Annotated in this window: 11 protein-coding genes; 8 read left to right on the forward strand and 3 right to left on the reverse strand. The window is 69.5% G+C overall.

Features of this window, described 5'->3' with window-relative positions:
* Window positions 1-233 precede the first annotated feature (233 nt).
* The 7 genes from P1P75_RS34525 to pstB all read left to right on the forward strand — a co-directional run bounded on the left by P1P75_RS34525 (window position 234) and on the right by pstB (window position 8762).
* The gene (locus tag P1P75_RS34525; RefSeq protein WP_150471693.1) at window positions 234-2465 is read left to right on the forward strand and encodes an RNA degradosome polyphosphate kinase; all 2232 of its coding nucleotides are present in this window, start codon (window positions 234-236) and stop codon (window positions 2463-2465) included.
* On the forward strand, window positions 2446-3609 hold the full coding sequence (locus tag P1P75_RS34530; RefSeq protein WP_319262944.1) for a CHAD domain-containing protein: 1164 nt from the start codon (window positions 2446-2448) through the stop codon (window positions 3607-3609). The genes P1P75_RS34525 and P1P75_RS34530 overlap by 20 nt, the downstream gene beginning before the upstream one ends.
* A 156-nt stretch (window positions 3610-3765) precedes the next feature.
* Window positions 3766-4179, forward strand: coding sequence for an NUDIX hydrolase (locus P1P75_RS34535; RefSeq protein ID WP_319262955.1), 414 nt, complete (start codon window positions 3766-3768; stop codon window positions 4177-4179).
* A gap of 425 nt (window positions 4180-4604) precedes the next feature.
* Window positions 4605-5735 carry a phosphate ABC transporter substrate-binding protein PstS gene (gene pstS, locus P1P75_RS34540; RefSeq protein WP_319262946.1) on the forward strand — a complete coding sequence of 377 codons (1131 nt, stop codon included), beginning with the start codon at window positions 4605-4607 and terminating at the stop codon, window positions 5733-5735.
* Between the two features lie 137 nt (window positions 5736-5872).
* Window positions 5873-6883 (forward strand): phosphate ABC transporter permease subunit PstC, encoded by a 1011-nt coding sequence (gene pstC, locus P1P75_RS34545; protein ID WP_319262948.1) that lies wholly within the window; start codon window positions 5873-5875, stop codon window positions 6881-6883.
* Window positions 6880-7941, forward strand: coding sequence for a phosphate ABC transporter permease PstA (pstA, locus tag P1P75_RS34550; protein ID WP_319262950.1), 1062 nt, complete (start codon window positions 6880-6882; stop codon window positions 7939-7941). Before pstC ends, pstA begins: the two co-directional genes overlap by 4 nt.
* 44 nt (window positions 7942-7985) lie before the next feature.
* Window positions 7986-8762, forward strand: a complete 777-nt coding sequence (gene pstB / locus P1P75_RS34555; RefSeq protein ID WP_319262952.1) for a phosphate ABC transporter ATP-binding protein PstB — start codon at window positions 7986-7988, stop codon at window positions 8760-8762.
* Between the two features lie 183 nt (window positions 8763-8945).
* On the opposite strand, the gene P1P75_RS34560 is transcribed toward pstB, so the two are convergent.
* Both P1P75_RS34560 and P1P75_RS34565 read right to left on the reverse strand, forming a co-directional pair.
* Window positions 8946-9944: an inorganic phosphate transporter gene (locus tag P1P75_RS34560; protein WP_319262954.1), complete on the reverse strand. Its 999-nt coding sequence runs from the start codon at window positions 9942-9944 to the stop codon at window positions 8946-8948.
* Window positions 9945-9951: 7 nt separating this feature from the next.
* Window positions 9952-10572, reverse strand: coding sequence for a DUF47 domain-containing protein (locus P1P75_RS34565; protein WP_073496855.1), 621 nt, complete (start codon window positions 10570-10572; stop codon window positions 9952-9954).
* Between the two features lie 224 nt (window positions 10573-10796).
* Between P1P75_RS34565 and P1P75_RS34570 the strand changes: the two genes are divergently transcribed.
* A complete protein-coding gene (locus P1P75_RS34570; protein WP_073496857.1) occupies window positions 10797-11138 on the forward strand; it encodes a metal-sensitive transcriptional regulator in 342 nt (113 codons plus the stop codon).
* A gap of 84 nt (window positions 11139-11222) precedes the next feature.
* On the opposite strand, the gene P1P75_RS34575 is transcribed toward P1P75_RS34570, so the two are convergent.
* Window positions 11223-11390 (reverse strand): hypothetical protein, encoded by a 168-nt coding sequence (locus P1P75_RS34575; protein WP_319262956.1) that lies wholly within the window; start codon window positions 11388-11390, stop codon window positions 11223-11225.
* Window positions 11391-11531: the final 141 nt, after the last annotated feature.

Below are 11531 nucleotides of genomic sequence, written 5' to 3' on the forward strand. Positions count from 1 at the left end.
ATAATGCGTCTAAGTATATTTCTGCATTTCTCGGGGGCTTCGTAGTGGGTGTAAGCACGCCATGTCTGCGTAACCATCGGTTCAGACGACCTTGCGACGCTCGGCCGATGAACCGTGCCGTGCCCGAGCCTTCGCCTCCCCCCGAGGACAAACGCCTCGACGGGAACGCCGACGCGCTCCCCCGCGCCCGTTCCGACGCGCCGGTGTCACTGTCGGCGCGGAAGAATGGGGTCATGAGCCAGTCGAACGCCCAGGCCAAGGTCCAGCACGAGCAGCCCTCCGTGGGCTCCATAGCCGCGCACCGCCCGCACACGGTGGCCGCCGCGGTCTCCGATCTGGAACCCGACATCGACGCCGACCTCGACGGATACGAGGAGTCGCCGTACGACGGGCCCCAGCTGCCGCAGGGCCGCTTCCTCGACCGGGAGCGCAGCTGGCTCGCGTTCAACGAGCGGGTTCTCGAACTCGCCGAGGACCCGAACACGCCCCTGCTCGAGCGGGCCAACTTCCTCGCGATCTTCGCGAGCAACCTGGACGAGTTCTTCATGGTCCGGGTGGCCGGGCTCAAGCGCCGTATCGCCACCGGCGTCGCCACCCGCTCCGCCTCCGGTCTCCAGCCGCGCGAAGTGCTGGAGATGATCTGGGCCCGCTCCCGCGAGCTGATGGCCCGGCACGCCGCCTGTTACCACGAGGACGTCGCCCCCGCCCTCGCGGAGGAGGGCATCCACCTGGTCCGCTGGAACGAGCTGGCGGAGAAGGAGCAGGCCCGCCTCTTCACCCTGTTCCGGCATCAGATCTTCCCGGTCCTGACCCCCCTCGCGGTCGACCCGGCGCACCCCTTCCCCTACATCTCGGGTCTCTCCCTGAACCTCGCGGTGATCGTGCGCAACCCGGTCAGCGGGCACAAGCACTTCGCGCGTGTGAAGGTGCCGCCGCTGCTGTCCCGCTTCCTGGAGTGCTCCCCGGGCCGGTTCGTCCCCGTCGAGGACGTCATCGCCGCTCATCTGGAGGAGCTGTTCCCGGGCATGGAGGTGCTGGAGAGCCACGCCTTCCGCCTCACCCGCAACGAGGACCTCGAGGTCGAGGAGGACGACGCCGAGAACCTCCTCCAGGCCCTGGAGAAGGAACTCATGCGGCGCCGCTTCGGACCGCCGGTGCGCCTGGAGGTCGAGGAGTCCATCGACCGCGAGGTGCTCGACCTGCTGGTGCGTGAGCTGAAGATCAGCGAGGCCGAGGTGTACCCGCTGCCGGGCCCCCTGGACCTCACCGGCCTCTTCCGCATCCACGGCCTCGACCGGCCCGAGCTGAAGTACCGCAAGTTCATCGCGGGCGTCCACCGCGATCTGGCGGAGGTGGAGTCGGCGTCCGAGCCCGACATATTCGCCGCGCTGCGCAACCGGGACGTGCTGCTGCACCACCCGTACGACTCGTTCTCGACCTCCGTGCAGGCGTTCCTCCAGCAGGCGGCCGACGACCCGGACGTCCTCGCGATCAAGCAGACCCTGTACCGGACCTCCGGCGACTCCCCGATAGTCGACGCCCTCATCGACGCCGCCGAGTCCGGCAAGCAGGTCCTCGTCCTGGTCGAGATCAAGGCCCGCTTCGACGAGCACGCCAACATCAAGTGGGCGCGCAAACTGGAGGAGGCCGGCTGCCACGTCGTCTACGGCCTCGTCGGCCTGAAGACCCACTGCAAGCTGTCCCTGGTGGTTCGTCAGGAGGGCGAGACGCTACGGCGTTACAGCCACGTCGGCACCGGCAACTACCACCCGAAGACGGCCCGGCTGTACGAGGACCTCGGCCTGCTCACCGCCGACCAGCAGGTCGGCGCGGACCTCTCCGACCTGTTCAACCGGCTCTCCGGCTACTCCCGCCGCGAGACCTACCGCCGGCTGCTGGTCGCCCCCAAGTCCCTGCGCGACGGCCTGATCTCGCGGATCGACAAGGAGGTCCAGCACCATCGCGCCGGACGTCCCGCCCACGTCCGCATCAAGGTCAACTCGATGGTGGACGAGGCGATCATCGACGCCCTGTACCGGGCGTCCCAGGCCGGTGTCACGGTCGACGTCTGGGTGCGGGGCATCTGCGCCGTACGGCCGGGCGTGCCGGGCCTGTCGGACAACATCCGGGTCCGTTCGATCCTCGGCCGCTTCCTGGAGCACTCCCGGGTGTTCGGCTTCGGCAACGGCGGCGAACCCGAGGTGTGGATCGGCAGCGCCGACATGATGCACCGCAACCTCGACCGTCGTATCGAGGCACTGGTCAGGGTCGTCGACCCGGCCCACCGCGCGGCCCTGAACAGACTGTTGGAGACCGGCATGTCGGACGCGACCGCCTCCTGGCACCTCGGCCCGGACGGCGAGTGGACCCGGCACGCGACCGACGCGGACGGCCAACCCCTGCGCAACGTCCAGGAGATGCTCATAGACGCCCGGAGGCGCCGGCGTGGCACAGCGACACCATGACCTGACGGATTCCGCGGCCGGGCCCGCCGCCCCGCCCGTGACCGGAGAGGCCCTCGCGGGCCATCTCCGGGGCCAGGCCACCGAGTTCCTCCGGGCGCTGCGCCTGCACCGGGAGACCGGTGGCGGGCCGAACGGCTCGGGCGGCGGCACGGCGGACGCCGTCGACGCGGCGCGCGCGCTGCGCCGCTCGGCCCGCCGGATCAGCGCCGGCCTGCACACGTTCCGCCCGCTCCTGGACCCCGGCTGGTCGGAGGAGATCCGCCCGGAACTGGCCTGGCTGTCGGGCACGCTGGCGCTGGAGCAGGCCTGCGAGTCCCGCCTGGACCGGCTGCTGCTGGCGCTGCACCGGCTGTCGGGCGCGACGACGGTACCGACGCAGACCCCTGGCGCGGGCACCGGCACGGGCGCCGGAACCGCCGTGTCCGTATCCGTATCCGTATCCGCGACCGCCGCAGCCGCAGCCGCGACCACGACCACCACTCAGAGGACCGCCCCCCGCCCCAGCCCCGACCGCGGCAACCTCACCGTGGGCGCGGCGAAGGCGGGCGCCCTCCTCGACCGTCAGCTGACCCTGGCCCGCACCCGGGCGCACTCCACCGCCCTCCAGGCGCTCGGTTCCTCCCGCTTCCACGCCGTGGCGGACAAGGTCGCCGTCCTCGCCAGTGAGGTCCCCCTCGCGCCGCACGCCGCCACCACCGACCCGCGTCCCCTGGCCGCGGCTGCCGAGGAGCGCCTCACGGACGCGGTGGCCGCGCTCCCCCTGGTCACCGCGGGCCATCCGTACAACGCGGAGGCGCTGATCCACGGCCTGTCCCCGGACCCGGCCCCGCACCCGCAGGACGCGCCCTGGCACCAGGTCCGTCTCCTGCTGCGCCTGCACCGGTACGCCCTGGAGGCCCTGCACGGCGACGACGCCCCGCTGGACGTCCGGCTGCTCTCGGCGGGCCAGGCCCTCGACCGGCACCGCGACGCCTCGGAGGCGGCGGCCGCTGCGGCCCAGGCGGCCCGTACGCCGCGCATCGCCCCGGCGACGGCGTACGCGCTCGGCGTGCTGCACGCGGACCAGCGGCACGAGGTGGAGGCGGCCCGTTATGCCTTCCAGCGTTCGTGGCAGAAGCAGACCATCGGCACGGGCACGTCGTAGTCGACACGTCATGGCCGGGACGACGCAGCCCGCACGCGGGCCTTCGTACACGGCCCCACGGACAGGCGGTGACAGATGAGCACTCACGACGGCACCCCCGAAGCCGGAACACACGGCACCCCCGAAGGCGGTACGCACGGCACCCCCGGAGAGACGGTGGCCGGGACCACCGTCCGGGCAGCCGGCTGCGTCCTGTGGCGCCGGTCGCCGTGCGGCGGTGACCTGGAGATATGTCTGGTCCACCGACCGAAGTACGACGACTGGTCGCACCCCAAGGGCAAGCTCAAGCGTGGCGAGGACTGGCTGGCGTGCGCCCTCCGCGAGGTGGCCGAGGAGACGGGTTACGCGGCACACCCGGGCCCCTACCTGCACAGCGTCCGCTATGTCGCCCAGGACCGCCCCAAGGAGGTCCGCTACTGGGCGGCCGAGGCGGGGCCCGGCCGTTTCGTCCCGAACGACGAGGTGGACCGGCTGCTCTGGCTGCCCCCGGCGGCGGCCCGCGAGCGCCTCACCCAGCCGAGGGACAGCGCCCTCGTCGACGCGCTGCTGACCGCTGTGCATCTGGCCTAGGGCCCTGTCCTGCGGATCGTGCCGCAGGACAGGGCGGTCTGGCACGCCCATCTGCGGCGTTGTCGTCGGTTGCGATGGCTACGCCGTCACTCCCTCCTCCGCCTCGCAGCTGGACGCACCAGACCCCGCTCACCGGTGCCGATGAGGCGCCGCAGATCTCCTGCGACCTGATCCGCCGGACAGGCCCTGGCCCGGGTTCCGGCCGGAATCACCCTGTGTCCTCGGCGTGAGCGTTCCGTGAACTAACCACACCGCCTCCAGGGGTTCACCCCGCGTTCATTCAGGCCCATAGGCGGCTTCACCTGTTCTGCCTAATTTCGGCCTTACCCGGTGCGGTGCGTGACCTTCAGGGAAGCGCTCGTGCCGCCACAGTCTTCGCACGCCGCCGGATTCAGGACGGCGGCTCCTGGAAGGATTTTCCTCAAGTGAAGCTTCAGCGCATGAACCGGCGGGCCCTCACCCTCGGTGCTCTCGCCGTGTCCGGCGCCCTGGCCCTCACGGCGTGCGGCTCCGACGACACCGGCACCACGGGCAGCGGCAGCGGCTCGGCCGCGGCCACAGGCGCCAGTGACATCAAGTGTGACGACGCCAAGGGCCAGCTCCTCGCCGACGGCTCCTCCGCGCAGAAGAACGCGATCGACGCCTGGGTCAAGAACTTCACCCAGGCCTGCAACGGGGTCCAGGTCAACTACAAGGGCTCCGGTTCCGGCGCCGGTATCACCGCGTTCACGCAGGGCACGGTCGCCTTCGCCGGCTCCGACTCCGCGCTGAAGCCGGACGAGGTCGAGGCCTCCCAGAAGGTCTGCACCGGCGGCCAGGGCGTCGACCTGCCGATGGTGGCCGGCCCGATCGCCGTCGCCTACAACGTGTCCGGTGTCGAGAACCTCGTCCTGGACGCGCCGACCCTGGCTAAGATCTTCGACGGCAAGATCAAGAAGTGGAACGACGCGGCCATCACGAAGCTCAACCCCGACGCGAAGCTTCCCGACCTCCAGATCCAGCCGTACCACCGCTCGGACGAGTCCGGCACCACGGACAACTTCACCAAGTACCTGATCGCCGCCGCGCCGGACGACTGGAAGTACGAGGGCGGCAAGGCCTGGCAGGCCAAGGGCGGCCAGTCCGCGTCCGGTTCCTCCGGCGTGGCCCAGGGCGTCAAGCAGACCAACGGCGCCATCGGCTACATGGAGCTGTCGTACGCCAAGGACGGTCTCGGCACCGTCGCCCTGAACACCGGTGCCGCCGCCCCGGTCAAGGCCTCCTCCGACGGCGCCACCAAGGCCGTCGCCGCCGCGAAGGTCGTCGGCACGGGCAACGACCTGGCGCTCAAGCTCGACTACACCACCAAGGCCGAGGGCGCGTACCCGATCACCCTGGTGACGTACGAGATCGCCTGCGACAAGGGCAACAAGGCCGAGACCCTGCCGGCCACCAAGGCCTTCCTGCGGTACCTGGCCAGCGAGCAGGGCCAGGGCATCCTCTCGGGCATCGACTACGCGCCGATCCCCGACTCCATCATCACCAAGGTCCGCACCACCATCGAGGGCCTGAGCTGATCTGAAGGTGCGGTCCGGCGCCGGGGTCACCCGGCCCGGACCGCACCGTCCGGTGCACCGCCGCCAGGGGCCGCACGCACACCCGGCCCCGCCCGAGCCGCCCACCCACGAGCGGCTCCGCAGACCGGAGAACCCCCATGGACATAACGACACAGAAGCCAGACCAAGCACCTCCTCCCCCGGCCCCGCCGACCACCACCGAGCACAAGCGTGCGGCGCGCGGCGCCACCCGACCCGGCGACCGGATCTTCCTCGGTCTCTCCCGCGGGTCGGGCATCCTGCTGCTCGCGATCATGGCCGCGATCGCGGGCTTTCTCGCGTACCGGGCCTCGCTGGCCATCAGCAAGGACGACGCGAACTTCCTCACCGCCTTCGAGTGGAACACCGGCGTCATCCCGCCGAAGTTCGGCATCGCGGTCCTCGCCTTCGGCACGGTGGTCTCCTCGGTGATCGCCATGGTCCTCGCGGTCCCGATCGCCGTGGCCATCGCGCTGTTCCTCACCCACTACGCCCCGCGCAGGCTGCGCAGCCCGATCTCGTACGTGATCGACCTGCTCGCCGCCGTACCGTCCATCGTGTACGGCCTGTGGGGCGCCCTGATCCTCGTACCGCAGATGGACGGCCTCTTCGGCTGGCTGGACGAGTACCTGGGCTGGACCGGGATCTTCTCCTGGGACCAGGGCGCTCCGCGCTCGATGCTCACCGTCGGCATCCTCCTGGCGATCATGATCCTGCCGATCATCACCAACGTCAGCCGCGAGGTCTTCCGCCAGGTCCCGCAGATGCACGAAGAGGCGGCCCTGGCCCTCGGAGCCACGCGCTGGGAGGTCGTGCGGATGTCCGTGCTGCCGTTCGGCCGCTCCGGTGTGATCTCCGCGTCGATGCTCGGCCTCGGCCGCGCCCTGGGCGAGACGATGGCCGTCGCCACGGTCCTCTCCCCCGACTTCGACATCCACGCCAGCCTGCTCAACCCGGGCGGCGGCACCTTCGCCCAGAACATCGCCAGCAAGTTCAACGAGGCGTCCGAATTCGGCCGGGACGCGCTCATCGCCTCCGGTCTGGTCCTGTTCGTCATCACGCTGCTGGTCAACGGCGCGGCCCGCGCGATCATCGCCCGCCGCAAGGAGTACTCGGGGGCCAACGCATGAGCCACGCCGTCGTCAACGACAAGCGCCCCAGCACGCTGCGCGGCGCCGGCCTGCCGAAGTGGTCCCCCTGGGCCATCGCGGCCGGCTCGATCGCCCTCGCCGTGGCCATCGGCCTGGCCGGGGGCCTCGACAGCCGCGTCCAGTGGGGCCTGATCGCCGGCCTCCTCTTCCTGCTGGGCACCTACGGCATCGCCGCTCGCGTCGAGGGCCGCCGACAGGCCAAGGACCGCATCGCCACCGCCCTCGTATGGGTCGCGTTCCTGATCGCCATCGTGCCGCTGGCCTCGCTGATCTGGGCGACCGTGCAGCGCGGCACGAAGGTCCTGGACGTCTACTTCCTCACCCACTCCATGGGCGTCGTCGCCGACTCCGAGCCCGGCGGCGGCATCTACCACGCCATCGTCGGCAGCCTGGAGCAGGTCGGTCTCGCCACCGTGATCGGCGCCCCGATCGGCATCCTCACCGCGATCTACCTGGTGGAGTACGGGCGCGGGAACCTTGCGCGCGCCGTCACCTTCTTCGTGGACGTCATGACGGGCATCCCGTCGATCGTCGCGGGCCTGTTCATCCTCAGCCTCATGCTGATGTTCGACCTGCAGCCCTTCGGATTCGCCGGTTCGCTGGCGCTCGCCATCCTGATGATGCCGGTCGTCGTTCGTTCTACGGAGGAGATGCTCAAGCTCGTCCCCAACGAGCTGCGCGAGGCCTCTCTCGCCCTGGGCATCCCCAAGTGGCGCACGATCCTGAAGGTGGTCGTCCCGACCTCCGTCGGCGGCATCATCACCGGCGTCATGCTGTCGGTGGCCCGCATCGCGGGTGAGACCGCCCCTGTCCTGCTCCTCGTCTTCGGCAACCCGTTCATCAACACGAACCCGTTCGAGGGCGCGCAGGCGTCCCTGCCGCTGTACATCTACCAGCAGTACTCGCAGAGCGCGGGTTCGACGGCGGCGTACGACCGTGCCTGGGCGGCCTCGCTCACGCTGATCGCCTTCGTGATGATCCTCAACATGGTGGCCCGCGGCATCGCCCGCTGGAAGGCCCCGAAGACCGGTCGCTGACGGCGACCCCCACAGCGACCGACTCCGGAAGTGAAGTAGAAGACATGGCCAAGCGAATCGACGTAAGCGGACTGACCGCGTACTACGGCTCCCACAAGGCGATCGAGGACATCTCGATGACCGTCGAACCGCGTTCGGTGACGGCGTTCATCGGCCCCTCCGGCTGCGGCAAGTCGACGTTCCTGCGCACGCTGAACCGCATGCACGAGGTCACCTCCGGTGGCCGCGTCGAGGGCAAGGTGCTCCTCGACGACGAGGACCTGTACGGCCACGGCATCGACCCGGTGTCGGTGCGGCGCGAGGTCGGCATGGTGTTCCAGCGCCCGAACCCGTTCCCCACGATGTCGATCTTCGACAACGTGGCGGCGGGCCTGCGGCTGAACGGCAGCTACAAGAAGAACGAGCTGCAGGACGTCGTCGAGAAGTCCCTCAGGGGCGCGAACCTGTGGAACGAGGTGAAGGACCGCCTCAACAAGCCGGGCTCGGGCCTCTCCGGCGGCCAGCAGCAGCGTCTGTGCATCGCGCGGGCGATCGCGGTGGAGCCGAACGTCCTGCTGATGGACGAGCCCTGCTCCGCGCTCGACCCGATCTCCACCCTCGCGATCGAGGACCTGATCGGCGAGCTGAAGGAGCGCTTCACGATCGTCATCGTGACGCACAACATGCAGCAGGCGGCGCGCGTCTCCGACCGCACGGCGTTCTTCAACCTGTCGGCCGTCGGCCGGCCCGGCCGGCTGATCGAGATCGACGACACGGAGCGCATCTTCTCCAACCCGTCCGTCCAGGCCACCGAGGACTACATCTCGGGCCGCTTCGGCTAGAGCCCCGAACCCCTCGCGGTGCTGCATGGCGGTGCCACCGCGAGGACGCAGAAGAGCCCGCCCCCTGGCTCCCCGGGGGGCGGGCTCGCGCGTTGCACGGAAGGGCAGCGCCGCTACGGAGTCACCGCGACGGCGGCACCGTGACGGAAGCACCGTGACGGAAGCACCGTGACGGCGACGTCCCTACAGGAACACGAGGTTGACGATCCAGAAGGCGCAGGCCGCGACGACCGCCGCCGCCGGCATGGTGATGAACCATCCCAGCACGATGTTCTTGGCGACGCCCCACCGCACGGCGTTGACCCGCTTGGTCGCGCCCACGCCCATGATCGCCGACGTGATGACGTGCGTCGTCGAGATCGGCGCCTTGAAGAGGAACGCCGACATGAACATGATCGAGGCGCCGGTCGTCTCGGCCGCGAAGCCCTGCGGCGGGTCCAGCTCGATGATCTTGCGTCCCAGGGTCCGCATGATCCGCCAGCCACCGGCGTACGTACCGAGCGACAGCATCACCGCACAGGCGACCTTCACCCAGACCGGAATCGGGTCGTCGGCGCTCTGCACATCGCCGATGACGAGGGCCATCACGACGATGCCCATCGTCTTCTGGGCGTCCTGGAGGCCGTGCCCGAGCGCCATCCCGGCCGCCGACACGGTCTGCGCGATCCGGAAACCGCGCTTGGCCTTGTGCGGGTTGGCCCGGCGGAAGATCCACATGATCGCGCACATCACCAGATAACCGGCGATCAGGCCGACGACCGGCGAGACGAACATCGGGATGACGACCTTGTCCAGCACGCCGGACCAGATGACGTCCGTACCGCCCGCCAGTGCCGCGCCCACCATGCCGCCGAACAGCGCGTGGGACGAGGACGAGGGCAGCCCGAAGTACCAGGTGACCAGGTTCCAGACGATGGCGCCGACCAGCGCCGCGAAGAGGATGCCCATCCCCTTCGAGCCCTCGGGCGTCTCGATCAGGCCCTTGCTGACGGTGTGCGCGACCCCGCTGCCGAGGAACGCGCCCGCGAGGTTCATCACCGCGGCCATGGCGAGCGCCGCCCGCGGGGTCAGCGCCCGCGTCGACACCGACGTGGCGATGGCGTTCGCCGAGTCGTGGAAGCCGTTCGTGTACGTGAATCCGAGCGCGACCCCGATGGTCACGATCAGTGCGAAGGTGTCCATGAAGAGGTCAGGACTCCTTGACCGCGATGGTCTCCACCGTGTTCGCCACGTGCTCGAAGGCGTCCGCGGCCTCCTCCAGCACGTCCACGATCTGCTTGAGCTTCAGCACCTCGATCGCTTCGTACTTGCCGTTGAAGAGGTGGGCGAGCAGCTTGCGGTGAATCTGGTCGGCCTGGTTCTCCAGCCGGTTGACCTCGATCCAGTACTCGGTGAGGTTGGACATGGTCCGCAGGTTCGGCATGGCCTCGGCGGTCAGCTCGGCGGCCCGCGCCAGCACCTCGATCTGCTGCTCGACGCCCTTGGGCAGTTCCTCGACGTTGTAGAGGACGACGAGGTCGACGGCCTCCTCCATGAAGTCCATGATGTCGTCGAGGGACGACGCGAGGTTGTAGATGTCCTCGCGGTCGAACGGCGTGATGAAGGAGGAGTTCAACTGGTGGAAGATCGCGTGGGTGGCGTCGTCACCGGCGTGTTCAGCGGCCCGCATACGCTCTGCGATCTCGGCCCGGCCGGCGGTGTCCGCCCCGAGCAGTTCCATCAGGAGTTTCGAGCCTGTGACGATGTTGTCCGCGGACGCGGCGAACATGTCGTAGAAGCTCGTCTCCCTGGGGGTCAGACGAAAGCGCACGTGGGGTCCTCAGGATGCATCGGTTTCGGTCAGGCTGATGCTAGGCGCATCATCCGGCCACGGCTAATGGGCCGCCCACCAGTGTCACCCATCGCCTGCGGCGACCGGCAGCGGGGCCGCCCGGCGGTCCAGTCCACAGACCGCCGACAGCGGCGGCCACAGGCCCTATACCCGGCAAAGTTCGGTACGATATACCCAGTAGGGGTATATGTCTGGAGGACATCATGACGACCACCGAGGCCGGGGCGGCCACCGAAGAGGTCGTGACCGACCACGACCGCGGTGTGCACGGCTACCACAAACAAAAGGACGAGCACCTCAAGCGCCTGCGCCGCATCGAGGGGCAGATCCGCGGCCTCCAGCGCATGGTCGAGGAGGACACCTACTGCATCGACATACTCACCCAGGTGTCCGCCTCCACCAAGGCACTGCAGTCCTTCGCGCTGCAACTGCTGGAGGAGCACCTGCGCCACTGCGTCGCCGACGCGGCCGTCAAGGGCGGCGACGAGATCGACGCCAAGGTGGAGGAGGCCACGAAGGCCATCGGCCGCCTGCTGCGGACCTGATCACTCCACCCGCGCCCACGGCGACCGCCGTCGGGAGGCCCGCCCGTCATCCGGACGCCGGTGGCAAATCGACCAACAGCGTCGTCATCCGGCGCGGGCCTCGCGCTCCTCGGCAACCCTCAGCACCTCGTCGATGCTCTCCAGGCTGAGCCGGTCCTCGGCCGCGGAAGCCGCGATGATCAGCTCCCCGCACAGTTCGATCTCGGCGAGGGCCACGTGGTCCTGAACCGCCGTACCGCGAACCGGAGCCACGCGCATCACCTCGTCCCTGCCGTCACCGACTTCCTAGAGTAGGGAGCGGCGTACAGACCGCGCATGGCACGGATGGGCTAGTCCTCATACCGGTCCCATGGCCGAATCCAGCCCCCACCACACCATCACGCCCCGCCACAC

The organism is Streptomyces sp. ID05-39B (genome assembly GCF_033794725.1).
Classification (GTDB): domain Bacteria; phylum Actinomycetota; class Actinomycetes; order Streptomycetales; family Streptomycetaceae; genus Streptomyces; species Streptomyces bobili.